The sequence below is a fragment of the Acinetobacter sp. ANC 5414 genome, assembly GCF_013004295.1.
In the GTDB taxonomy this organism is placed as follows: Bacteria; Pseudomonadota; Gammaproteobacteria; order Pseudomonadales; family Moraxellaceae; genus Acinetobacter.
This window is the reverse complement of record NZ_JABERM010000009.1, coordinates 1-23807: the sequence shown is the minus strand read 5'-3', so window position 1 is coordinate 23807 and position 23807 is coordinate 1. Positions and strand designations below refer to the sequence as shown.

Sequence of the window (23807 nt, the reverse complement as noted above, 5' to 3'; positions counted from 1 at the left end):
TCAGAATCAGATTTTATGGCCGGTGACACGGTTGTTTTTATCGATGCATTCAAACCAGACCATTTGATGACTGTGCACAAAGTTCAAGGCAATGGCGTACTGCTGGATGGGAATAGAAACTTTGCATTGAGTCACTTAATCCGTAGTGCAAGCGTGCAGGAGTTGAGTGCCGGGAAGCGTTTAGGGGATCAGGTATGGAATTAACACTTGCTCAATTGCTTGAACTCAGACGCGCTGAGTACCGCAAACAATTGCATAAAAACAATATGCCACTTGATCCATATGTTCAATCGGTGAAGGTGGATTTTGTGGCTGTACTGGATAGACATTTTCACAAGATTGGGAGTGCCGCATGAATACAACCATTCCCATGATCAAGTTAATTGAAGCTATGAATGATCAACCAATCGCATTTAACAAGCATTACGTGTTCATTGGGTGCGGAATTACTGGCGCACTCATGCTCTCTCAGTTGGTGTACTGGACATCACGAACCAAGAGCAATGATGGGTTGATTTATAAAACCCAACACGATTGGACGCTAGAAACTGGACTGACCAGAACAGAGCAAGAAACTGCTCGAAAAAGACTCAAAGAGCTTGGTTTTTTGACTGAAATTAAAAAGGGCGTGCCTTGTAAAATTTACTTCAAAGTTGAGCGCGAAAAGCTTTATAAAGCATTGATCGAATACTCTGAAACCCTTGATTCTTCACAGTATGCGGAAAACCTGCAATCTAGTATGCAGGAAACCTACCAACTAGGCTGCGGAAAACCTGCAAGCAGTGCTGCGGGAAACCTGCAATCTATTACAGAGAATACAACAGAGAATACTACAGATATTAATTTAGGCGCATCTGCACCTGAACAACCTAAAAAATTCTCTGCTAAAAAATTCTTAATCGAAAACGGTGTATCTAAAAAAACAGCTCAAGAATTTATTGATCTGAAAAACAAGAAACGTAAAACCATCACTGACCGTTCTTTGAAAATCATTTTCAACCAAGCGATTGAAGCACAGCTTTCAAATGAACGTGTATTTCAAATTATCGTGCTTCGTGGTTGGGAGTCATTCAAGGCTGCATGGAATTGGGCAGAGACCAATATGGAAATTGAAAAACTGGAAAATCCAAAACCAATCCAACCTGAACAACAAAATCAATCGTTGATCAACCTTCCTTCAAAACCAAAAGGTTTCTTGGGAGCTGCTCAATGATTAATACCTCAATCCACAATCTGCAAATTGAACAAGCGGTGCTTGCTGCGTTGATGACCGTTGCTAACTCATACGCTCAAGTTGAAAACCTGCTCACTGAAGACGATTTTCATGCTACACGCCATAAATTGATCTTCAAGGCTGTAGTTGATCTGGATTCTAAGAATTCACCGTATGACGCTGTTCTGATCAACCAGTGGTTAGAAATGCATGGTCAGTCTGAAGCGGCTGGCGGTGAGCGATACATCATGCAAATTTTAGGTGACGCACCATCAAGTTTTTATAACCTGGTTTCTTACGCTGAAAAACTAAAAGACTTCACCACTTGCCGCAAAGTTGAGGCTGAGGCTCAAAAGATCATTTTAAACGCACGTAGCTTAACCGTAAGCCGTGGTGACTTAGTTTTCAATGCACAGACAGCCTTTGCAGAAATAAGCACAGAGCAGAGCACTGAGAGCCTTTTTCATATTCATGAAGCTGCCGCGAATACTTTCGTTGAAATGCACGAAAAAATGACAGCCATGGTTGCAGGTAAAACCATGATCAAGGGAATTCAAACCGGTATCTATGATCTAGATAAAAAATTAGGTGATGTCGAGCCAGGTTGTCTGATGGTCATCGCTGCACGTCCTGCTATGGGTAAAACCACAATGCTCCAGGTGATTGCCAGCAATGTTGCAATATTTCAGCAAAAGCCAGTTTTAATTATGTCTGGTGAAATGCCGAAAGAGCAGATTGCGATGCGCATGTGTTGTGCTGCTGGTCCCGCAGATATCAGCAAGGTTCGTAATGCGCCACACACATTACCGGCAGAAGAATTTACAGCTTATACCAATGCAGTAGCGCTGCTTAAAAATGTGCCGATGCAGATCAATGATACATCGCGTCCATCCATCGCCAATATTCGTGAATCGGTACGAAAAATTAAACATCAGTACGGTTCTGTCGGTGCTGTGTTTATTGATTATTTGCAGATCATGAAAACCACAAAAGCATTTGCCCGGGAAGATTTAAAGATTGCTTATTTCACTGGTGAGCTTAAAGCGATGGCCAAAGAATTTGATTGCGTCGTGGTTCTTCTATCTCAGCTTAACCGTGAACTTGAGAAACGTCCTAATAAACGCCCAGTGATGTCGGATCTACGTGAGTCTGGTGCCATTGAGCAAGACGCGGATCAAATCCTATTTTTGTACCGAGATGAAATCTACAACAAGGAATCCAAGTACCAGGGTATTGCTGAGGCGATTTTAGGTAAAAACCGACATGGTGAAATTGGCACATCGTACATGCATTCTCAATTGAAGTACTGCCAGTTCTCGAATTTGGATAGTCAGGCAATTGAGCAACTGCAAGGCTTAGGAGGTGGGGTGTGAAGGAATTCAACTTAATGCTCGGTGACTGCCTTGAACGCATGAAAGAAATCAAAAGCGGCACCGTGGATATGATTCTTTGTGATTTGCCATACGGAACTACTCAATGCAAATGGGATGTGATTATCCCGTTTGAACAATTATGGGCAGAATATAATCGAGTAATTAAAGAAGACGGGGCGATAGTTTTATTTGGCGCTGAGCCTTTTTCAAGCCACCTAAGATTGTCTAATTTACAGCATTTTAAATACGACATTATTTGGGACAAAGTGAAGGGTGTGGGTTTTTTGAATGCAAAAAAACAACCACTGCGTAACCATGAAATAGTCAGCGTTTTTTATAAAAAGCAGTGCACATATAATCCGCAAAAAACAACAGGTCATAACCTGAAAAAATCATCACGAGGCAAGCATCTGCAGACGGATGTTTATGGCCAAATGAAAAATGACTATGTGTATTCATCGAGTGAGCGGTACCCACGATCTATACAGGTATTCTCAACAGATACGCAAAACTCATCCTTTCACCCAACACAAAAGCCAGTTGCTCTTTGTGAATACTTGATTCGCACCTACACCAATGAAGGTGAAACCGTACTTGATAACACAATGGGTAGCGGTACCACTGGTGTTGCTTGTGTAAATACAGGTCGTCATTTCATAGGAATTGAGCAAGAAGAAAAATATTTTCTAGTGGCTCAAGAGCGAATTGCTTTAGCTGGTGCCGAAAAAGATCGTCAGCCTGACTTATTCGGAGGTGTGGCATGAACCTATCAAAACAAGAATTCTTAAACGTGGGTGAATCAGCCAAATACATTCAAGACAAACGCAAATTGCGTGCAGAGCTTGAAACTGAAATGGCTAAGTTTCTGGCAAGGGGTGGAGTGGTTCACTCGGTCAATAAAGCGAAATCTGATTTGCCAGTAAAGCCAAAAATGTTTAGTCAGCCAAAACAACGAGCTCGTCAGATTGAAGACCAGGCTTCGATTGTTGATGTGAAGAAAATTGCTGAATGGTGTAAGGCGCGTAAAGGTCGCGGTAAAGAATTATGCAAAGAGCTGAAAGTGGCGCATGCATTCATATCGCAAATAACAAATCAAACCAGACCGTGTTCAAAACAGCGTTATACGGAAATTGTTAGCGCAATGGCGGTTGTAGAGATGAAGGAGCGCAAGGCATGAATTTAATCGAAAAATTGGGATTGGAAAAGTGTAAGCAGATTGTGGATGGGGCGCCTAAGACAGCAACTGATGTGATTCTTGATGGCAGTCAAGTTTTTTACGGTTCAGGTTTGATTGCATTACGAGGGGCGGAGCAGTTTTTTAAACTCCATAGTATCCGCACCGCAATTGCTGACCACGACCACACAGACCATTGCACCGACATCCGTAATCACATTAGTCCGTTGACAGAGGTGATTGAGCGATGAGTGAGTTAATACAAGAGTTTGAAAAAACAACAACGTTTAAATATTTCTACTCAACACTTTTGGAGTTTGATGAGTCGTTAAATTGCTATGTAGCTACAGAAAAATGGCGAAACAAAGAAGCAGAATTGCTCACTGCGGCTTGGTGGATGTTCCAGGAGCGGCAAGCCACCATTAACCAGCTAAACAGTGTACTGAATGAGCGCACCAAAGAATGGATTCAGGCAATTGAGTGTGGCACTTACTTTGAGAATGTGGCTAAGCCATTGAGAGTGAAAAATGATGCACTGCAAAAGCGGATTGATGAGGCTTTATTCGAAATGCAACAACTCTCTCTAATGTTGAGTAAGGACATTGATGGCTATGAAGACCCTGCTCAAATATGCCAGTCGGAAGGCGTTGATATGGGTGTGAGGATTTTGGAAAAAGCCCTGCGAGGTGGGTCATGAAAGCAATAAAAATACCTTGTGAACACGACTTGCTAAGCAAGAATCACAATGTCTGGGTAGATGCCGTGATGCGCTGCAAAGGTGGTAGTCCGTACTGTGGTGCTGATGGGTATTGTCATGCTGATGGAAAGTGCTTTGCGGACCAAGAGCTCACAAGAGAGCAGGCTATTTTAGAAGTAGATCGTTTGGCTCAGGAACTTCACCAGGCTAAGCAGGAAAATGAAAAGCTAAGAACATCTTCTGAAAGTTTAATTAATCAACTTGAATTTGCATTAGAGCAAAACAAGAAAAACGGAAAATCGGAGCGAGTTTTTGCAATTCGATACTGCATTTCTGAGATTAAAAAAACTTTGCGAGGTGAGTCATGACCTTAATAAAAATCACTCTAATTCAAATGTTGGTGCTTATTCTTATCAGTTTTGGCGCATTGATTGATGGCGAAATGTTTTGGTCATGTTTTGCTGGGTTGTATGCAATTCCCTATGTGCTAATTCTTATTCATTTTGCGCCTTATTTTCTGCGAGGTGAGCATGAATAAACACAAAGTGAAACTAAGCATAGCTCAGCACAACAAGATTTTTAAATATCGCAAAGTTAAGTTTTTGACTTACTACGAAATCATTGATGATCCTCAAAACAGGGATATTGAGATGTATCAATACATGCGATTACCTGTACGCATTATAGCTTTCCTGCTATCCCCACTAGCAATCTTGATTGGTGGTGTGCCTGCAATGATTAACGTAGCTAAAGAGTGTTTAAGTAATAAAGACGTGGGTGCAGACACAGTTAATAAGCACTGGTTTTATAAGCAGCTGCGAGGTGGTAATGACATCAATCTCACTCGCTGAATATCACAAACAGTATGGCGGTGGTCGTAAGACTGCCACCAAGCGCAACAAATTTAACGCACAGCGCATAGAAAAGGACGGAATGACCTTTGATAGCCAAAAGGAATACAAACGCTATATCGAGCTTACAGCGCAAATGCAGAGAGGGGAAATTCAGGATTTAAAGTGTCAGGTCAAATTTGAGTTGGCACCTAAAGTAAAGATTGCAGGTGAAAAGAGGGCTAAACCTGCACTTCGATATTTTGCAGATTTCACATACCTGAAGGATGAACAGTTAATCGTTGAGGATGTGAAGTCGATAGCGACAAGAAAATTGCCAAGTTTTAGAAACAAGAAACACTTGATGAAAACAGTACACGGTATAGACGTTAGAGAGATTTAAGGGGAATAGGGATGAATGCGATGGTGTGTAATAAAATGGATTGGTCTAAGCGTTCAGCTCACCAGTGGCTTGAACAGTATGGATTGTGGGTAAGGTCGGTAAAAATTGGGGTGGTGTCTGCAAATCCACTTGCAAACTTGATTGATAAAAATGACGTTACCCGGGTGAGAGCAAGTAAAACTTCAATGCCTTGTGAAATTAACGATGTTGAGGGGGTGCAGGTTAGTCAGTTGCTTGCAAAGATGCATGGTGATAGTCGAGAGTATTTGTCTGAACGTGCATGGTTCTTAATCCTTAAATTTGAGAATGATTGGTCGGATCAATCTATTGCAAATGCCCATGGTTGTAGTAGAGCAAAAGTACGTGCCGAAGTTGAGAAAGGTTTGGCGTATCTTGATGGAAAAATAGAAGTTTTAAGTGATTGACTTGGCAGCCATGATTGTGTAAATTTAGTGTATGGTGGCAAGTTATTATGATTTGCACCGATTAAAAATAAGCTCATCGAAAGGTGGGCTTTTTTGTTGCCTGTAGAAAGCCAATCTACAGAACATGCCATCGAGTAAAAAACTCAGAATAGGGTGTGGCATCCCGACCTAAAAGGAATGAAAGCAAGTGAAGCAGACCGTGCATGTAAGGTGTGTGTGATTGCGAGTAGCGGTAGATCAGTTGCCGAGCTGATTAATATCGAAACTAAAGGCAGGGTGTGGCAGATCACCACATCCTTTTTAAGCGCCATTAGCTCAGTTGGATAGAGCATTTGAGTTCTAATCAATAGGTCGCCAGTTCGAATCTGGCATGGCGCTCCAGATTTCAAACCTTTCGAATTCGAAACCTTTAAAACTACAATTTTCGGACTCGATTTTGGGTAACTAAACGTGTGCTTATAGTCATAAAAAGACATTCACCCTGCTGACGGTACCTTCACAAATGAAGGGACCATATCGAGCAGATGAACGGAATGGTGAGCTTTTTTAATATTTAATAAATCATTAATTAAGTTTTCCTAATAGTGTGATTAAATTAACATTATTTTTGATTTTGGTACATTATGCCACTGAAAATTATTTGATTAGTGTACAAAATAGCAAACAGAAACTGCTGTAGTTTCTGAATGACCTTTCAAGGTCTTTAGTTTTCAAGCCCATATCATCTTTCCTTGAGTGGGCTTTTTTTTATCAGGAGAAAAAAATGCTCCAATTGCTAATGTGTTTATTTAGCCTTCATGGTGCAACTGAAGTTGAATACACGGCTAATGATGAAGAAATCAAAGTGTGTCGTGATTGCTTGAAAGAAGTTAAATAGTCTCCAACTTGCCGGACGTATACCAAGTCTCAAGCTCGAGCTTATTTCACTCCACGTGAAGAAGAAAGCATTCAGAGCTGGAGTGATAGTCAAGAATGGTTTGAACGCGAACTTGATGAATCGTTTGAATCAAAACGTATAGGTAAATGGTGTGCACTGATTGTTGCTATCTGCATGCTGATTACGCTTTGGATATTCAAAGTTAATTAGTAGGGTCTCCATGACAGATCGTGTACAAGCTAAAAATAAACCTAAATTCCTATTTTAGTTTATTTAACAATATGCACATCTAGCTATGATTTACTAAGTTTACTATTTTTATCATTGAAGAATAGAGGTGTGTATGAGTTGCAAACATAGACTTGAAGAAGTTACCGCCTTAAATAATGAAGGCGATGAGGTTGTTGTAAAAAGAATTTATGAACCCAAACCTAGTAGAAATTTGAATTCAAATATTGGTGGGGATATATATCGACCCTCCAACCAAATTATTGTTGATGGGCAAGTCATAAGATTAACTTTAGATAATTGCTTTATTCACCCAAAGAATAAAAAAATATATTCGATCTGATGTACAAGTTATTGTTTGAACCACCTTCGGGTGGTTTTTTAATGGGTGCTATTTATGGATGCAAACGATTACTTTTGGAAAACAAAAAAACGTCCACCTAAGACAAAACCACGCACAAAGCCATTACCCAAAGCAAAAGAAAAATACTTAGAAGCTGAAGAAACCCTATTTCAAGAATTAGAAGAAGGTTTGATTGGCTATGAGCGTAAGTTTCAATTTGAACCAACCAAAAATTGGCGGTTCGATTTTTATATTGTAAAGCTGAGGCTTCTTATTGAAATCGCGGGTAGTCCATGGTCAGTTGGTCGTGGTGGAAGAAAGATAGCAAATGCATTTTGTAAATATGATGTTGCTGAAGAAATGGGTTATAGGCATATACGCTTTGAACCGTGTCATATTGAATCAGGTTATGTCATTCAGTGGATTCAAAGTCAGTTAGAGAGATTAGACAATGGACCAGATTAGACCATTTCCACCGACTGATTTAATTGATCAGGCAGAGGAAGAAGAAGCTATTCGATTGGCACCCGCCGTAGATCTAAAAGAATGGGTAGTAAAAAACTGGCTGACCATTGGTGGCGAACTTCATAACCCGGATCACGATCATATTGCTGAGCTATTGCATGACAATGAAGAATTCCTTGCATTTGCTTGGGCATCATCTGCCGCCGTAGCTAAAAAACGTATGGTGCTTGGTCAATGTGAAAAGGTGATGTTTAACCAGGGCGGATGGAAGAAAGCACGTCAGGAACAGCAGATGCGTGACTGGTTTGGCTTTGTTCCTCAGTACTTAATCACTGTAGATGCTGCATTTTGTGAGCAAACATCTGACCGTGAATTCTGCCGTTTGATTGAACATGAGCTTTATCACATTGGCGTTGAGCGTGATGCAGATGGTGAAATCATTTATAGCGACCATACAGGTCTGCCTAAACACTATTTGGCTGGCCATGATGTGGAAGTGTTCTTTGGTGAAACTAAACGATGGGGTGCAGATGAGTCTGTAAAACGACTTTTGGAAATTGCCAAGAATGCGCCGTTCGTATCAGAAACTAATATTGCTGCGTGTTGTGGGAACTGTGTGATTGGGTAGAGTTAAGTAGCTCTTTTTTACTTATTTAGGTGGACGTAGGTGGACGGATATTGAATTATGGCAGCCTTAAAAAAAGAAGTGAAACTCTTTATAGTTCGGTCACTTGCCATATTTAACACACCAACTGAAACAGTGGAGCTCGTCCACCAAGAATATGGTGTACAGGTCACAAAGCAGCAATGTGAAAAATATGATCCGACTAAACGCTCAGGTGAAAACCTTAGTGAAGAACTTAAAATGGATTTCGAAAAAACACGTGATATGTTTTTGAGCAAGCCTGAAAACATACCTATCGCAAATAAATCAGTTCGACTAGGCCATTACCAGAAGCTTTTGGATCGAACTAAGAACGCCGTAATGTCACTCAAAATCCTTGAGCAAGCTGCAAAAGACATGGGTGGACAATTTACCAATAAACAAGAAATAACTGGTGCAGGCGGTGGACCACTACAAACAACGACTGTTCAAGCAACTCAAGAGCAAGTTAATGAAGCTGTGAGGAAAGCCCAAGAGGAATACTAAATGGATCTGCAGACACAGGTTGAAAAAAAGCTGTGTGAAGATGAGCATTTATATTTCACTCGGCGCTTCTTTAAGCCTCGTATGGGCTTTAAGTTCATGGTTAATTGGCATCATGAGTATGTGGCTTGGCTGATTGACCAAGTTGTGCAGCAAAAGATTCCAAACTTAGTAATTAACGTTCCCCCGGGTGCAGGCAAGACCGAACTTACAACAAACCTATTGGCTCGTGGTTTGGCACTTAATCCTCGTTCGCGTTTTTTGTATTTATCATTTTCCCAATCTTTGGTTGAGGATGTATCAAGCACAGCACGAAACATTGTGAAGTCAGAAGACTTTCAGCGCATGTGGCCTGTTGATATCTCAAAAAGTACAGATGCAAAAGCATCATGGAAAACAACTGTAGAAGGGTATGAGGCAGGGCATGTTTACTCGGCTTCGATGGGTGGGCAGGTTACGGGTCGTCGTGCGGGTACATTGGATGACAAAGGTTTTACTGGTGCCATCGTTCTTGATGACCCCTTAAAGCCCGAGGAAGCGTTTAGTAAGAATGCACGTGATAACGCCAATCGGAAGATTCTTAATACGGTCAATTCACGTAAGGCTACTTCTGATACTCCAATTATCATGATCATGCAGCGCTTACATTCTGAAGATCCAACTAATTTTGTTATGACCGGCAATTTACCGGGTGACTGGGAGTGTGTGTCTATTCCGGCATTAATTGATGATGAATACATTCAAACTTTGCCAGAACATATTCAAAAGTTAGTACCACGTGATGTGGAGCGTGACGATCTGGGCCGTCAATCATACTGGCCTAAGAAAGAAACGCTTAAATCACTTTTACAGCTCGAAAAAGGTGGTCAAGACAAAACAGGTGCAACAGTAAGCCGGTATACATTTTCAAGCCAATACATGCAAAAACCTAAGCGATTAGGTGGGGATCTGGTTAAGTCGGAATGGTTTGGTTTATTTGATGAATTGCCGGATCTTCAATGGCGTGCAGTATTTGCAGATACAGCGCAAAAAACCAAAGAACATAACGATTATTCAGTGTTTATTTTGGTTGGTCTTGGCGTAGATGGAAAACTCTACATCATTGACTTGCTGCGTGGTAAATGGGAAGCCCCTGAACTTAATAGGCAAGCTAAAGCATTTCTGGATAAGCATAAAGCGTTTGATTGGCATACCAAGCCTATTCGATACATGAAAGTAGAGGACAAGGCATCTGGAACACAGCTTATTCAAACACTGGCAAAAGAATCTGAAATCCCAGTAATTCCAATCCAACGCAATATCGATAAATTGACACGCTGGATGGATGCAACCCCACACATTGAAAACAATTATGAGGAACATCCCGAAGATCGTTTTGTAATGGTCCCAAGGAATGCGCCATGGAGGTCTGCTTACTTTGAAGAGGTTGAATCATTGAATGCGCAAATGACGCATGACCATGATGACCAATTCGACCCAACAGCAGATGCAATCATGGAAGCAAAAATGATGATGAATTACAGCCCACCTGCGGCATAGGTTTTTATATGGCAAAGAAAGATAAACGGCAAAATGAAAAGCCTGCCTCAGCTGGATTGTCTTCACATCAGGCTGAGCATGTTTTAATAAATTATTTAACCAAAATGCCTGATGGTGATGAGGTTCTACGTAAAGCAGGGGTAACCCGAGCAAGACTTAAAGTCATGATGTATGACGATGAGATTTATCAGGCTATCGAAAAGCGTCAGGACAAGCTTGAAAGCGCACCTTGGCGTATTGAGCCTGCCGATCGATCAGAGTCAAAGATACTTGAGGAGCACTTGCGAGACTGGTGGTCAGAGATTCTATTGGGTGCTCAAAATGCGCGCTGGTATGGTTATTCAGTTCTTGAGGCTGTCTACAGTAAACCTGAAGATCCAATTCTGCACATCGAAGGCGACACGATTACACCATTCGTTGGGTTTAAGTGGATTGGTGAAAAGCCGATGCAGTGGTATGAACCTAAGAACGACGGTCGTTTGATGTTGTTGGCGAATTACAATGGCGGACGTACGGATACTGAAACGGATCAGCGCTTTAAGCATTTCCTGACACGCTGTAAATCCACCTTTGAAAACCCGTATGGAGAGGCTCTCTTAAGCCGTTTGTATTGGGTATGGTTCTTTAAATCAGCAGGTTTTAAATTCTGGGCTAAATTCGTTGAAAAGTTTGGCATGCCGATGCTAGTTGGTAAAACTGTAGGCAAGACCACTGATATGCGCGATGCATTGTTACAGGCTCATGCAAGCTCAGTGATTGCTTTAAGTGGTACCGATGAAGTTAAGATCGAAGGTGCAGGGAATGGTAACGGAAATAGTAGCTCTACATTTGAAACTTTCGATAAGAATTTAGAACGCCGTATTCAGAAGGTTATTTTAGGTCAAACGCTGACAAGCGGAACTGATGGATCTGGCTCGCGTGCTTTAGGTGAAGTTCACCTAGAAGTACAAAACTCTAAATACAAAGCTGATATCCGAATGATCATGCCGACCATTCAGGCCATTCTAAATGCATTATGTGATTTGAATGGGTGGCAGCGTCATCGAATTATCATTGGTGAAGAGAAGTCACTTGAGCCTGAAAAAGCTGATCGTGATGTTAAGTTGAAAAATGCAGGGGCAAATCTTACTCCGCAATATTTTCAGCGTGAGTACGGGTTACAGGATGGGGATATTGCAGAGGTTCAGCAATTACCGGTTAGTACTCAATTTACAGCTTTACCTAAAACAGTATTCAACTTTAAGGCATCTGCCAACAAGTTATCTGCAGCACAGCAAGAAGTTGAAGAATTAACGGATGGCCAAGATGATTTGCAGCTCTTAAATCAAGATCAAGTAAAGCAATTGATTACTGAATCTGATAGTCCTGAAGCTCTGATATTTAACTTATCGCAATTAATACCAAGTGCAACTCAATCGCAATTCACAGCGAATTTAGATCAGGCTTTGTATGCTGCTGACGTTCTGGGATATGCAATGGCGAAGGATGGGCAGTGATGAGTGAAATATGCGAGTCATGCCGACGTGGCTTTAATGGCCGTAATGGTAATGGATATAGCCCATGCGGTTGCAAGAAAATTGCCGTGATTGGTGTTCAAAAGCCAAGTCTAAAAATGTTGGTGAGTGCTCTATGCCATGCTTTATCAAGCCCGCCTAAGAAACCATGAGGTGGATATGCAACCAGTCACATTTCTTGAAGCCCTAGAATACGCTCACAATAAAAAGATCGTGCTACCAGATGAGTTTTACTCAATGGATCTAAAGACTAGGCAGATGGCAACTACGGTTAGCTTCCTATCAAGTCTTGAGCAGATTGAAACAGTCATTAAGGCTGTGAATAAATCCATTGCCGACGGTGGCACCTTTAAGGATTTTCAGAAGTTAATTGAAGAATCTGAAATCATTCTGCCTAAGCATTACCTGGATAATGTATTTCGTACCAATATTCAAAGTGCGTACGGTCATGGTCGATGGCAACAGCAGCAACGGAATAAGGCCAAGCGATCTTATCTGATGTACTCGGCGATCAATGATAGTCGGGTGCGTCCCAGTCATTTGGCTCTAAATCGAATTGTATTGCCGATTGATCATCCGTTTTGGTTGACACATTATCCTCCAACGGGTTTTCGCTGTAGATGCACATGCTTGGCCTTAACCGAGAAACAGGCGTTGAAATACAGTATTACGCCAGATGACAAGTTGCCTGAAGTTGCTGAAGCTCTGGACTGGAGTTCACATCCACTGCAATTTGGTGAGTTAGAAATATTGGTCGATAAAAAGATCAGTGCTTCATCGTTAGACATGGAATATTTGCTTGAGCAAAAACAGGTCATTAAAGCTGAATGGACTGCATCAAAAAAACTAACAAGCCTATTTGCTCCAATGGATGATAAAAGTCGGGATCTATTCGATACAGTGGCCAATACGGTTATTCCGCTTGATCCAAAGATCAGACCAAGTGCGATTCGAACATTTTTAGATTATGTTCAAGGCAATGATTCAGCATTAACTGGCTATCTCAATTCAGCTACAAGCTCGCTGGCTGATGATGTGCTTAAGCGGTGGCTGAGTAGCGACATGGCAACGATTCAAGCTGTGGCAAGTAATACGGTTTCAACCGTGGTGGGCAATGCTTCACTGGCTTTAGCTGCAACGCTTGAAGTAGGTAAAGTTGTCACATTGGATGCGCCGTTATTAATGGCTGGTAGTGGTTCAAATATCGTGATTCAGATTGAGAATGCTAAAGGTTTAGGTATTGATCTTGAAAAGCTCAATGCTGGGCAAGGTGTGTTGTTTGAAATTGGACTGTCGTTTGAAGTTGTCTCAGTTGAGATGGTGGAAGGGCAGATGGTTTATACATTGAAGGCATTAATTAACTAAGTTTTAAGAAGTGAATCTAGACCGTCCTTATAGGGCGGTTTTTTTATGGAGCATGAAAAATGCCAGATCCAAATGAAGAACGGCTGAAGTATTTATTTAATGCCTCAGCGATTGAGGTACCCAAAGCCGAAGAAGGTCAGAAACGAAAATTCAAAGGCACTGCTTATGCTGGTGGCCGTGTAGATGGGCACTGGTACTGGGGGCGTTCTGGTGTGGTGTTTGATCTTGATGGAATTGAGATTGATCAGCCAACGGCCTTACTTGAAGAGCACTTTGGTTCAAGTCGAATCGGCGTTGTTCAAGCGGTAGATACAAACGGAAAAATTGATGTGTCAGGCGATTTTCTTACAAATGCGAAAGCACAGGAAATCGTTCAAGACTCTGATGATGGTTTTCCATTCCAGATGTCGATGATGATTGATCCAGGATCTATTGAGGAAGTATCACAAGGGAAGACAGTTATTGTGAATGGTCAATCCTTTGAAGGGCCAATCACTGTATTCCGTCAAAATCGTATTCGTGAATTTACGATCTGTTCAACAGGTGCTGATCGTAACACATCAATTAAAGCCTTCTCAGGCAAAGCCAATCCAAACCCAACCAAAGAGGACACAGACGTGACCGAATTAGAAAAAGCACAACAGGCCAAAGAGCAGGCAGAACGTGAACGCGATGATGCACTTGCTGAACTGAAGAAGTTCAAAGCACAAAAGCGTACTGATGATATCGCTGCATTAGAAGCTGAACTTAAAACACAGTTTAGCGCTGACGATAAAACCGCATATACGAATATGGATGATTCGATTTTTGAGTTTACAGCCAAGCAACTTCGCCAATTCTCTGCAGGTAGCCAACAACCACCGGCTGGACAGCAACAACAACCAGTACCGAGTATGAATCCAGCATATGCACACTTATTCAGTCACCAAGCAAATGGTGGTCAAGGTGGGCAAGCTCCACAAGGATCAGCTTTGGATCAGGCATTCGCCAAATTTGCGGCAGCTCAGGAGTCTAAATAATGGGAACAATTACTCAAACCATTACCACTAATCAATTGGTGGTAGGTGATGGTATTCGAACTGAAAATGCCAAAGTAAAAACAGCAACTGCATACAAACGTGGAGATCTGCTCAACGTTGGTGCCAACAACGTGGCTGATCATCCGGTAGTGACTGAAGGTGTGATTGGTGATTGGAATACGATTGCTGTGTCAGATTTCACTGCAGAGCAATCTACATATCACGCCAACAATAACTTAGAGATGCCGATCTATGTGCAGGGTCCATTTGATATTGAGGTAGTTACTGTGAACGGAACACCGTTAACTACTGCTCAATATGATGCAGTACGTGCACAGGCATTAAAAAACAAAATCGAACTTCGTAAGGTCGTGGGGAACTAAGACATGAGTCAAACTTTTACATTTCAAAATGCACCAGTTGAATTACTGGATGTACCGCAGCTGGTGCTACTGACCGATACCACTCAAAAGGTGGATACCTGGTTGATGGATCGCTTTTTCCCTCAGCGTGTTTCGTACACTAAAAAGGAAGTTCCAGTTGGTGAGCTGAATACAGCAACTCCACTTGCGCCGTTTGTTACTCCGACTGCAGCTGGTCGTCAAATTAAAGTGGGTGAGTCTGGCAATGTGAAATTCGTGAAGCCTGCCTACCTAAAACCGATGATGACGGTTATGCCAAGTGAAGTGCAAAACACTGCTCTTATCGCACGTTTACGTCAGTTTGGAGTGATTGCGACCGGTTCAAATCGTTTATCTGATGCAGACCTGTTGCTTATCGATCAGGCGCAAAAGGCTCTCTATCTGCGCCAATCAATTGAAAACCGAAAGCTATTAATTGCGCGTGATGTACTTCTCTACGGTAAAACGACCTTTGCTTCAGCAGACTTCCCAATGTATGAAGTGGATTATGAGCGTAACCCTGCTTGTAACTTTGCGCCGTTGATCAAGTGGGGTCAAGCCAACGCTACGCCTGTTAAAGATATTCAAGCCATGATTGACTTGTCTATTGAGCACTCAGGCACATCGCCTATTATGGCTTTGACCACATCTAAGGTGTACAACACGCTGATTAAAGATCCTGAGTTTAAAGAGAAATTCATTGCGCCATATGCGGGTATTAGCGTTCCGTTGACTCCAACTTTCGACCAAGCTGATAAGCCTCAATTCCGTGGCACAGTGGATAACATTGAAATCTGGACGTATGACGTTAAGCACAGCATGGAAGGTGTTGCGGAACGTTTTATTCCTGAAGATTTCTTTGGTTTGGTTTCTGATGCAAATGGCTGGATTGCACATTGTGCGCTTCAAAACGTTGAAGCATTTGGCCAGGCATTAGAATTCTATTTAAGCCAATGGCAAGAAAAGAATCCTTCAAGCATTCAATTGTTAGCTGAATCATCTCCACTGGCTGTTCCTAATAACAAGAACGGTTTAGTGGGCGGTCGTGGTTTCGTTTAAGGAGAACTAAATGCCAAAGTACATTGCAAAACAGTCGATCGGACATTTTCGTCCAGGTCAGGAAATTAAAGGGCTTGAAGATAACCAACTTCAGGCCCTTTTAGCATCTGGGGCTATTGAAGAATATCAAGAGCCTGAAGAACCTAAGGCAGATGGTAACGCCGCACGTTTAGCCGAGCTTGAAAAGGCAAATGCTGAGCTGACAGCAGCAAATAAAACCTTAACTGAAGCCAATCAGGCCGCAGTTGCTGACAAGGCCAAATCTGATCAAGAGGTTGCTGATCTGAAGGCTAAGGTGGCTGAGCTTGAAAAGGTGAAACCTGCTGCAAAACCTAAAGCAGATCCAAAGTCTGCTGACGAAACCAAGTAGGTGATCTATGTATGCGACTGAAGCAGATTTGGTCGCACGATTTGGTGATGAGATTGAAAATCTAAAAACGATGCTTCCTTCTCAGTCCTCAGTAACTGATGCAATTCAGGATGCGACAGAGGAAATTAATGGCCACATCGGTGGTCGTTATCCTTTGCCGCTACCCAATGTGCCAAGTAATTTAAAGCGTATGGCGTGTGACATTGCGCGTTATCGCCTTTACTTCCAGCAGCCGACAGAAGAAGTTCGACAGCGATATGAGGATGCGATTGCATTCTTAAAACGTGTGGCTGACAACAAAGCACATTTGCAGATTCAGTTACCTGAAACAAACCAGATCGTGGATGACCAACCTAAAGGACGACCTTCAACGGCGCCAGTCGGTACTTCATATACCGGTGGTGTATTTGGAGATTCTGTCCTGGACCAGATGCCCAGCTTGAAGTGAGGTGCTTATGGCTTTTGCAATAACCATTCAGGCAGATAGTTCACCTATTGAAGCAGTGCTTAAGCAATTGGGTAGCTTTGACTCATTAAAGGCTCAGTTATTTGATGAGATTGGTGCTGGGTTGGTGAATAGTATTCAGCATCGGTTTTTAACCGGCACTGGTGTGGATGGTAACCCGTGGAAGATTTCATGGCGTGCACGCATGCAAGGTGGCGAGACGCTGCGTGATACTGGCCGTCTAATGAATTCCTACACACACAATGTACTTTCAAGTGGTGTGGAAGTGGGCACTGATGTTGCGTACGCACCACATCTGCATTACGGCGCAACAATCCTACCCAAGAATGGCCAATACATCACTTTTGCAGTGGGTGGCCAATATCGGAAAGTTAAGCAATCCATTATTCCACCTCGGACTCAACTCGGTCTTGATGCGGAAGATGAAGTTATGGTTTTGGATATTGTCGGGAGTTTTATAGATGAGCACCTTCTTCGCGGTGCGTGATGAGATTGCAGAAAAACTGAAAGAGATTCCAGAATTTCTAAAGATCTATACGCCGTTGAATTCAGTCAGTGTAACTGAGATGTCGCAGGTCACGCCGTCGGCACATGTCAATTTTGTCCGTATAGATAAGAAAGCCAGTGCAGGTCGTGGAAGTATCAACCAGATCGGTCAGCAATGGGCGGTTACGGTGGCATGTCGCAATGCTCAATCTCAAATGACCGATGGACGTGCTGTAAGTGATGAAGCGGGGTTTTTGACTGAGAAGGTGATTCAACTGCTTTCCGGTTGGCAGCCTCAAGCATCACGTACGGCGCTGGAATTTATCTCAGTTCGGGATGGCTATAGTCCAGGCTTTGCATACATCACTATTATTTTTGAATCACAAAAATTCATTTAGGAGCCAGTCATGGCAAAACAATACAAGGCAACTCAGCCTGTCGGTCGCTTTAAAAAGGGCGATGTCGTTGGCGGACTGGACGATGCTCAAATTAAAAAATTAGTGGCAGATGGCGTGATTCAGGAAGTACCTGAAGCTAAAGCCGCTGCTCCAGCCAAGAAAACCACAGGGGATGAAAAGTAATGGCTAAAGAATATATCTCGTTGCAGGGTAAATTCTATTTATCCAAGCTAACCAATGGTATTGCTGGCGCTATGCGCCATCTGGGCAACGTGCCTGATTTTGAACTTGAGATTGGTGCAGATGTTATTGAGCATCAAGAGTCAACATCAGGCAATCGCACAACTGACTTTACGATGGTAAATACAACTTCTGTGAATTTCTCCGGAACACTTGAAGAAGTAGACAAAGACAATCTGGAGTACATCGTATCTGGTACCAACTCTGAAGTTGTAAGCAAAGCGATTGCTGATGAATCATTGGGTACTGTGGTTGCTGGTCAGGAAATCCAATTAAAGGGCTACAACTTATCAGAAGTGACCTTTAAGGACTCTACTAGCGGTACACCAAAGACACTTACGGATGATCAGTACACCGTAGATGCTAAGTTTGGCACTGTGATCTTCCATGATGTAGCAGACCTCACGATGCCGATCCTAGCTACCTATACAACAGGTGCTGTAACACATACCACTTTGGCAAATAACTTCAATGAAGAATATGAGTTGTTCTTTAAAGGGGTGAACACGGCAAATGGTAAGCACATGGCTGTGCGCTTATGGCGAACTAAAAAGTCACCTGAAACTACTTTCCCATTAATTCATGAAGAATTAGGTCAGTATGAAATCTCTGGTCAGGCCTTATCTGATGTGGGTAAAGAAACAGACCCAACACTTGGCTTGTATGGTCATATCGTAACGATTCCGGCAGCGACAGCACCGTAACCCACACAGGCACAAAGAACTCCACAGGCGCTATGCGTCTTTTTTTGTGCCTGTTTTTTAGATTCTTTTCATTTGCATTAAGCGATTAATGAAAACGAAAGGGATTTTTCCCACCACTTAATTAAACCGTCCTTATTGGGCGGTTTTTTTATGCCTGTTTTCAGGCAAACCACTGGCTAGGCTGATCCCCGAAAAGAAGATGGTCGTTTCGACTATTCATTGCATCTTCTTGCCAGTGTTTCTTTTTTAATGAGTAGTCGGAGCATATCAATGAATGCAATCGTAAAAATTGAAAATCAAACTCCATTTATTGAAGTTGAATTAAATGGAAAAGTTCAGCTCGGCGTGAACGCTCGTGACCTACATAAGATGCTGGAGAGTAAGCAGGACTTTTCAACATGGATTAAGCGCAGAATCTCCCAGTGCGGATTTGAAGATGGCTTTGATTACGTTCGCCTCCACCAAAAAATGGAAGCCAATAACGCCACTCTGATTGAATACATTATCTCAGTAGATATGACCAAGCACCTCGGAATGATGGAGCGCAATAAAAAAGGTCACGAGATCCGCAAATACTACATCGAGCAAGAGGAATTAGCCCGTCAACTCAAAGATGGGCTACAGGTGCGAATTGGTAAGCTTTCAGCACAACTTGATCTGATTACGCAATCCTTGTCAGGTGCAGCAAGCTTCCTATCAATTCATGGCAAGCAAACAAAACCAGCCATGCTTAAAGAATTGGATGATCTGATCAAAGAAGCGCAACCAAGCCTAGACTTTGAAGATGATCAATAAATAAAACCCTTCTGGATTTCAAATCTGAAAGGGAAAACCAACGCCACCTTCGGGTGGTTTTTTGAGATTCCACCATGAATGATTTTTTCTTAGCAACAAATCGAAGTGTCAGAGTCAATGACATCGAAGTGCGTCAGATCCAGATAAAAGACTTCGATACCTGGGCAATGCATGCTGAGTCGTTAAAGAACTTCATCAAAGACCAAAATCATTCAGATGAGATTTTGACAGGTCTATTTAAAGCTCATGGTGTGCAGGTCATTTCGACCATGGCATGTGTCACTGATCTGAATAATGAATCACTGGTAGAGCTTGCTGCTGATGAGCAAGGATTTAAAGATCTGCTTAAAGCGGTGCTTCTGGTCAATCAGACCTATTTCAAATATGAAAAGCCAAAACATACAGCGAAGAAACAAGCCATAGAATCCACTTGGTTCGACTCATTTCAGTACTTAATCAGTGCCGGCCATCGTCACGAAGATATTATGAATATGACTTACGGGGCATTTGATCAGTACTTAAAATCAGCCCAAAAAGACCATAAAAACAAACTGCAGTATTTATCGAGTGTGATCCGGTCAGCCCATCATGCCAATACTAAAGAATTTAAAAAGTTCTTTGAGGGGCTGAAGGAATAAGATGCAGGTGACTTTTACCAAATGATTAGATATTCTTTGCAAAAACAAAGGGTAAAATTCATGAAAAATATATTTTTAGTGATTATGTTGGCGGTATGTTCATCTGCGTATGCTGTAGATACAAACTCGGTTCGTGGTAGCACTAGTTTTGTAGAGCGAGGATCATCATATAGTCAAATGCTTGATGTACTAGGCAATCCAGAATCTTCATACAATCATGTTATTCATGATCGCAATGGATGGCCACATAAGGCAACATCTTATATTTATCATGTTGATGGCGAAAAATATACGATTACAGTTGTAGATGGGCAGATATATAAAATTAATTGGGAGCGCTGAGTGTGAGCACAGTTGAATGCATTTCATGCGGACATGTAGGGTCAGCAAAAACCAAAGGTAGTTTCTTTGTAACTATCATCTTGCTTTTTATTGGGATTCTTCCAGGTATTATTTATGAAATTTGGCGGAGATCGGGTGGTAAAGTTTGTAGTGCTTGCGGTAGTCAAAATGTAAGGCTTTATGTACCTACACCAAGAACAGCACAGCAACCAATTAATCACATTCAGCAGGCCGAACCAATTAGAACCCACAATAAAACTAAATTGGTGGCTGAGGATGCCTACTCATATAATGCAGGCGTAAGGCTTAATCAAGAAGATCAAAGTGAAAATTCTGAATTCAAAGAATGTCCATTTTGCGCAGAACAGATAAAGATTGCTGCAATTAAGTGCAAGCACTGTGGATCTATGGTGGAAGACGCACCCTAAAAGCTATCAAAACCAAATCTAAACCCGCTATATGCGGGTTTTTTAATGCTTAAAATTCAGAGGTCAGCATGGCTGGAAAAAATTTAACTTTCAAGCTGGTGATGGATGCAGATACCAAGGGATTTGATGCTGGTACCAAGGCATCAAAAGACAATTGGGAGTCATTCATATCGGTATTAAAGAAAGAATCGGAAGAACTAAAGAAAACTTCTGCAGATGCATCAAAAGCAATTGGCAATATCGTTCCTGATGAACTGAATAAAAATACAAAAGCGGCCAAAGATGGTCTTGCTGCATTATCGAGTGCCGCTGAAAATGCCGGAGAGACTACCAAGCGTGCTGGTTTTGAAATTGGTGAAGCTATCCCGGGTGATGCTGTCCAGTTGGCAGAGTCGCTGGGTAATAAGTTCTTTACTGCAGCAAAAGAGATCGAGGCCTTGGGTGACAAGTCGACTATTAGTGCCGGCGAACTCCGTGCAATGTCGAGTGCTGGGGAACAGGGACTTAATGCACTAAATCTAGCCTTGAAAGCATCTCAGGCTGAACTTGTTCGACTTCAAAGCACTGATGGTACCTTAAAGGATATTGAAATCGCCAAGCAGCGCGTTTTCAGTATTCAGGATGCGATTAACGAGGCATCTAGCGCGTTTAATTACTATCAGGGTGTTGCTATCAACGCCATGAAAGGTGTCGATAATGCAACCCAGTCAGCAATCAACAAGGTACAGCAATTCAGCTCCGTAGATCTAACCGGTGTAGTGGGAGAGGCTCAGACTGCCAGCCGTGCGATTGAAAGTATGGGAGATGGCGCTACCATTTCCTCAAAAGAATTGGAGCGTGTTGGCCAGCTGGGAACTCAGGCCATTAATTCTCTTCAAAATGAATTACAGCAGGCAAATTTAGAACTTAAGGCCCTTAGCCAGTCATCTAATGATGCTGCTGTGCCACTTAGTAAATTTAATGAAGCTACCGCAAAGGTGAATGCCTTAGAGGACGCATTATCTCTAACAAAGACTGCTTATACGGATTTTCAGACCAAAGCTTCTACAGCAATGGGAAGTGTAAGCAGTAGTACGGACAAGGCATCAAATAGCGCCACACAGGCAGGGCATGCGATTTACGCTGCACTTGGTAAGACTCCGCCCACAGTAATTAATGATGCAATTGCGAACTTAAGTAAAAAGCTTGAGGACTTTAAAGCCAATAGCAAGATGCCAGCTGAGGAAGTTGCCCGGGTAACCAGACTTACCGAACAGGAGATTGCACGTTTAAGAAGTGAATTAGACGGCGTAGATACCTCTGCAAGTAAAGCCAATATGGGGATGGGTGCACTATCCAAAGGGGTAGATGCTACCAAGTTTGCCGTTACGGCACTTACTGGAGCAATGGCAGCCTTAGGCATTGGCTTAGGTATTCGTGAACTGGCTCAAGCAGCAGATTCATATACAAATCTATCGGCGCGCATCAACATTGCAACGAGCGAAGGTGGCAACTTCCAGCAAGCTATGTCCGGTGTGCATCAAATTGCACTCGCTACAAATTCAAGTCTTGATGCTACCGGTAATCTTTTTGCAAAGATCAATGATGCTGGTAAAGAAATGGGAATGACGCAGCAACAAGCGTTAGATCTCACCAGAACAATTAACCAAGCGATTCAGATTGGTGGTGGCTCAGCTCAGGCCAGTGAAGCAGCAATACAGCAATTTATCCAGAGCCTCCAGAGCGGAATTTTAAGGGGAGATGAATTTAACTCCATCATGGAGCAAGCGCCCGGGCTAACCAGTGCTATGGCCAAAGGCCTTGGTGTGACCACTGGCGAACTTCGAAAGATGGCTGAGAATGGGGAGTTAGGCGCTGAACGAGTAATCAAAGCAGTACAAAGCCAAGCCAGTGAGGTCCAAAAAACCTACGATAAATTCCCTTTAACGATCAGCAATGCACTGCAAAAGATCGCAACATCATGGCAGATTTTGATTGGTGAAATGGATCAGGCCAATGGATCGAGTGCAACAGTAGCAAATGCTTTATCAACAATTGCAGATAACCTTGGCATTTTAAAAGTATTCTTTGATGATGTTGCTGCTGGGGTGGGATGGTTTCAAGATCAGTTGTCAGAGATTGATCCATCTACCATTGAGTCTATTAGAAGTACTTTGTCTGCTGTGTATGACACGATTAAAACAGTCATATCCAGTCTTGCTGGAATTGCCCAGACTGCATGGAGTGCTTTCTCATCTACCTTAGATGCTATTGCTCCTTTGTTTAATGCAATTTTGAATGGTAAAGAAGAAGTCAGTGGATTAACCACATTATTTAATGTTTTTAAGATTGCATTAGGTGTAGTTGCTGATGGGGCAACAGGACTAAATATTGCGCTGAAACTACTGCTTGCTGGTGTTCAATTTATTGCAGGGGGTATTTATTCATTAAGCTCCGCCGTACTGGATTTCTTGGGATTTGATGACCTTGCAGCACAGGCTCAAAATGCCTCAGATGCACTATTCAGACAGGCTGAAAAGAATGGTGCTGAAGCAAAAAGATTGGCGCTTGAAAGTAAATCAGCTACCCGTGAAGCTATTAAAGATATTACTCAAACAGAGGCGGAGGCCAATCAGGAAAGGGTAACTAATGCCCAACAAACCCTTGACCAATTAAAAGCCCAGGAGGAAAAACACAAGGCTGACTATAAAGCCATAAGTGACGAGCGTGTTAAGGCAGAGCAACAACTTTTTGATGCGCGTAAATCTGGCAATCAAGCTGCAATTGATTTAGCTGTAAAGGGTCTTACTGACTTAGATGCCAAGGAAAAGGCTTATCAAGCGGAAAGTCAAAAAATTACTGAAGCTAAAATCCAAGCTGCACAAGAGT

At 42.3% G+C, this 23807-nt stretch carries 35 protein-coding genes and 1 tRNA gene; all 36 read left to right on the top strand.

Annotated features, from left to right (window positions below; translation table 11 throughout):
- The first annotated feature begins 15 nt into the window (after positions 1-15).
- Complete coding sequence (locus tag HLH18_RS15950; protein ID WP_250852374.1) at positions 16-204, top strand: hypothetical protein; 189 nt, start codon at positions 16-18, stop codon at positions 202-204.
- Entirely contained in the window at positions 195-356 is a 162-nt protein-coding gene (locus HLH18_RS05010; protein WP_171545994.1) for a hypothetical protein, read from the top strand. The genes HLH18_RS15950 and HLH18_RS05010 overlap by 10 nt, the downstream gene beginning before the upstream one ends.
- Positions 353-1213 (top strand): DNA-binding protein, encoded by an 861-nt coding sequence (locus HLH18_RS05005; RefSeq protein WP_171545993.1) that lies wholly within the window; start codon positions 353-355, stop codon positions 1211-1213. Before HLH18_RS05010 ends, HLH18_RS05005 begins: the two co-directional genes overlap by 4 nt.
- Positions 1213-2586 carry a replicative DNA helicase gene (locus HLH18_RS05000; RefSeq protein WP_171546119.1) on the top strand — a complete coding sequence of 458 codons (1374 nt, stop codon included), beginning with the start codon at positions 1213-1215 and terminating at the stop codon, positions 2584-2586. The genes HLH18_RS05005 and HLH18_RS05000 overlap by 1 nt, the downstream gene beginning before the upstream one ends.
- A gap of 14 nt (positions 2587-2600) precedes the next feature.
- Entirely contained in the window at positions 2601-3350 is a 750-nt protein-coding gene (locus HLH18_RS04995; protein WP_171546120.1) for a DNA-methyltransferase, read from the top strand.
- Positions 3347-3763: a hypothetical protein gene (locus HLH18_RS04990; RefSeq protein ID WP_171545992.1), complete on the top strand. Its 417-nt coding sequence runs from the start codon at positions 3347-3349 to the stop codon at positions 3761-3763. Before HLH18_RS04995 ends, HLH18_RS04990 begins: the two co-directional genes overlap by 4 nt.
- Positions 3760-4011 carry a hypothetical protein gene (locus HLH18_RS04985; protein WP_171545991.1) on the top strand — a complete coding sequence of 84 codons (252 nt, stop codon included), beginning with the start codon at positions 3760-3762 and terminating at the stop codon, positions 4009-4011. Before HLH18_RS04990 ends, HLH18_RS04985 begins: the two co-directional genes overlap by 4 nt.
- The gene (locus tag HLH18_RS04980; protein ID WP_171545990.1) at positions 4008-4457 is read left to right on the top strand and encodes a hypothetical protein; all 450 of its coding nucleotides are present in this window, start codon (positions 4008-4010) and stop codon (positions 4455-4457) included. Before HLH18_RS04985 ends, HLH18_RS04980 begins: the two co-directional genes overlap by 4 nt.
- The gene (locus HLH18_RS04975; protein WP_171545989.1) at positions 4454-4825 is read left to right on the top strand and encodes a hypothetical protein; all 372 of its coding nucleotides are present in this window, start codon (positions 4454-4456) and stop codon (positions 4823-4825) included. Before HLH18_RS04980 ends, HLH18_RS04975 begins: the two co-directional genes overlap by 4 nt.
- Entirely contained in the window at positions 4822-4995 is a 174-nt protein-coding gene (locus HLH18_RS04970; RefSeq protein WP_171545988.1) for a hypothetical protein, read from the top strand. Before HLH18_RS04975 ends, HLH18_RS04970 begins: the two co-directional genes overlap by 4 nt.
- Positions 4988-5308, top strand: a complete 321-nt coding sequence (locus tag HLH18_RS04965; RefSeq protein WP_171545987.1) for a hypothetical protein — start codon at positions 4988-4990, stop codon at positions 5306-5308. The genes HLH18_RS04970 and HLH18_RS04965 overlap by 8 nt, the downstream gene beginning before the upstream one ends.
- Entirely contained in the window at positions 5286-5690 is a 405-nt protein-coding gene (locus HLH18_RS04960) for a DUF1064 domain-containing protein (protein WP_171545986.1), read from the top strand. Before HLH18_RS04965 ends, HLH18_RS04960 begins: the two co-directional genes overlap by 23 nt.
- A gap of 11 nt (positions 5691-5701) precedes the next feature.
- On the top strand, positions 5702-6115 hold the full coding sequence (locus tag HLH18_RS04955) for an antiterminator Q family protein (RefSeq protein WP_171545985.1): 414 nt from the start codon (positions 5702-5704) through the stop codon (positions 6113-6115).
- Between the two features lie 304 nt (positions 6116-6419).
- Positions 6420-6496 (top strand) — tRNA-Arg (locus tag HLH18_RS04950).
- An 839-nt stretch (positions 6497-7335) separates the two neighbouring features.
- Positions 7336-7563, top strand: coding sequence for a hypothetical protein (locus tag HLH18_RS04945; protein WP_171545984.1), 228 nt, complete (start codon positions 7336-7338; stop codon positions 7561-7563).
- A 54-nt stretch (positions 7564-7617) separates the two neighbouring features.
- On the top strand, positions 7618-8028 hold the full coding sequence (locus HLH18_RS04940; RefSeq protein ID WP_171545983.1) for a putative endonuclease domain-containing protein: 411 nt from the start codon (positions 7618-7620) through the stop codon (positions 8026-8028).
- Positions 8015-8656 carry a putative metallopeptidase gene (locus HLH18_RS04935; protein ID WP_171545982.1) on the top strand — a complete coding sequence of 214 codons (642 nt, stop codon included), beginning with the start codon at positions 8015-8017 and terminating at the stop codon, positions 8654-8656. Before HLH18_RS04940 ends, HLH18_RS04935 begins: the two co-directional genes overlap by 14 nt.
- Before the next feature lie 57 nt (positions 8657-8713).
- Positions 8714-9178, top strand: a complete 465-nt coding sequence (locus HLH18_RS04930) for a DUF2280 domain-containing protein (protein WP_171545981.1) — start codon at positions 8714-8716, stop codon at positions 9176-9178.
- Entirely contained in the window at positions 9179-10714 is a 1536-nt protein-coding gene (terL, locus tag HLH18_RS04925; RefSeq protein ID WP_171545980.1) for a phage terminase large subunit, read from the top strand.
- 8 nt (positions 10715-10722) lie between these two features.
- Complete coding sequence (locus HLH18_RS04920) at positions 10723-12210, top strand: phage portal protein family protein (protein ID WP_171545979.1); 1488 nt, start codon at positions 10723-10725, stop codon at positions 12208-12210.
- On the top strand, positions 12210-12380 hold the full coding sequence (locus tag HLH18_RS04915) for a hypothetical protein (protein ID WP_171545978.1): 171 nt from the start codon (positions 12210-12212) through the stop codon (positions 12378-12380). The genes HLH18_RS04920 and HLH18_RS04915 overlap by 1 nt, the downstream gene beginning before the upstream one ends.
- A gap of 7 nt (positions 12381-12387) precedes the next feature.
- Positions 12388-13593, top strand: a complete 1206-nt coding sequence (locus HLH18_RS04910; protein WP_171545977.1) for a phage head morphogenesis protein — start codon at positions 12388-12390, stop codon at positions 13591-13593.
- Positions 13594-13652: 59 nt separating this feature from the next.
- Complete coding sequence (locus tag HLH18_RS04905) at positions 13653-14612, top strand: hypothetical protein (protein ID WP_171545976.1); 960 nt, start codon at positions 13653-13655, stop codon at positions 14610-14612.
- A complete protein-coding gene (locus tag HLH18_RS04900; protein WP_171545975.1) occupies positions 14612-14995 on the top strand; it encodes a hypothetical protein in 384 nt (127 codons plus the stop codon). Before HLH18_RS04905 ends, HLH18_RS04900 begins: the two co-directional genes overlap by 1 nt.
- A gap of 3 nt (positions 14996-14998) precedes the next feature.
- Positions 14999-16072, top strand: a complete 1074-nt coding sequence (locus HLH18_RS04895; protein ID WP_171545974.1) for a major capsid protein — start codon at positions 14999-15001, stop codon at positions 16070-16072.
- Between the two features lie 10 nt (positions 16073-16082).
- Positions 16083-16442: a hypothetical protein gene (locus HLH18_RS04890; RefSeq protein ID WP_171545973.1), complete on the top strand. Its 360-nt coding sequence runs from the start codon at positions 16083-16085 to the stop codon at positions 16440-16442.
- Positions 16443-16449: 7 nt separating this feature from the next.
- A complete protein-coding gene (locus HLH18_RS04885; protein ID WP_171545972.1) occupies positions 16450-16890 on the top strand; it encodes a gp436 family protein in 441 nt (146 codons plus the stop codon).
- A 7-nt stretch (positions 16891-16897) separates the two neighbouring features.
- A complete protein-coding gene (locus tag HLH18_RS04880; protein WP_171545971.1) occupies positions 16898-17395 on the top strand; it encodes a phage virion morphogenesis protein in 498 nt (165 codons plus the stop codon).
- Positions 17370-17792, top strand: a complete 423-nt coding sequence (locus tag HLH18_RS04875; RefSeq protein WP_005171370.1) for a phage tail terminator protein — start codon at positions 17370-17372, stop codon at positions 17790-17792. Before HLH18_RS04880 ends, HLH18_RS04875 begins: the two co-directional genes overlap by 26 nt.
- 9 nt (positions 17793-17801) lie before the next feature.
- The gene (locus HLH18_RS04870) at positions 17802-17975 is read left to right on the top strand and encodes a hypothetical protein (protein WP_005171368.1); all 174 of its coding nucleotides are present in this window, start codon (positions 17802-17804) and stop codon (positions 17973-17975) included.
- Positions 17975-18736, top strand: a complete 762-nt coding sequence (locus tag HLH18_RS04865) for a phage tail tube protein (RefSeq protein ID WP_171545970.1) — start codon at positions 17975-17977, stop codon at positions 18734-18736. The genes HLH18_RS04870 and HLH18_RS04865 overlap by 1 nt, the downstream gene beginning before the upstream one ends.
- Before the next feature lie 270 nt (positions 18737-19006).
- Positions 19007-19531: an antA/AntB antirepressor family protein gene (locus tag HLH18_RS04860; protein WP_086044623.1), complete on the top strand. Its 525-nt coding sequence runs from the start codon at positions 19007-19009 to the stop codon at positions 19529-19531.
- A gap of 74 nt (positions 19532-19605) precedes the next feature.
- The gene (locus HLH18_RS04855; protein ID WP_171545969.1) at positions 19606-20169 is read left to right on the top strand and encodes a hypothetical protein; all 564 of its coding nucleotides are present in this window, start codon (positions 19606-19608) and stop codon (positions 20167-20169) included.
- A gap of 60 nt (positions 20170-20229) precedes the next feature.
- Positions 20230-20511, top strand: coding sequence for a hypothetical protein (locus HLH18_RS04850; RefSeq protein WP_086197342.1), 282 nt, complete (start codon positions 20230-20232; stop codon positions 20509-20511).
- A gap of 2 nt (positions 20512-20513) precedes the next feature.
- Positions 20514-20939: a Pmp3 family protein gene (locus tag HLH18_RS04845; protein ID WP_350642417.1), complete on the top strand. Its 426-nt coding sequence runs from the start codon at positions 20514-20516 to the stop codon at positions 20937-20939.
- Between the two features lie 68 nt (positions 20940-21007).
- Positions 21008-23807 (top strand): tape measure protein (locus tag HLH18_RS04840; protein WP_171545968.1); only part of this gene is annotated, 2800 nt, incomplete at its 3' end.